Source organism: Stenotrophomonas sp. AS012628, assembly GCF_010608305.1.
Lineage (GTDB): Bacteria > Pseudomonadota > Gammaproteobacteria > Xanthomonadales > Xanthomonadaceae > Stenotrophomonas > Stenotrophomonas geniculata.
In genome coordinates this window covers 1-266 of the sequence record NZ_VMBJ01000144.1, presented here as the reverse complement: position 1 = coordinate 266, position 266 = coordinate 1, and the positions used below count along the sequence as shown (strand labels likewise).

At 63.5% G+C, this 266-nt stretch carries 1 protein-coding gene; it reads right to left on the bottom strand.

Going from position 1 to position 266, the window contains the following annotated elements:
* A partial coding sequence (locus tag G5A07_RS21335; RefSeq protein WP_191863987.1) for a hypothetical protein occupies positions 1-229 on the bottom strand: 229 nt, incomplete at its 3' end.
* Positions 230-266: the final 37 nt, after the last annotated feature.

Here is a 266-nt window from a genome sequence, read left to right as displayed (position 1 = left end):
CTCCGGCGATGGTCAACGCAGGGCCTCGCTTCCAACAGACGAAGCCGCGACGCTTGAGCGCCGCGAACTGTCCGCCGATCTGATGACCACCAGGGGCCAACATCTCGTAGTATTGAGCGCCGTGTTGACCGACGCGCTCGACCACGCGTATCCCTCCGCGCGCCACGGCGAGAAGAGCGATGCGTTGCTTTTCGGTCAGCGGTCGGGCTACCAGCTTGCTCTCAGTCATTGTGCAGCACGATCTTTGTGCCGAACCCACCCGAGGC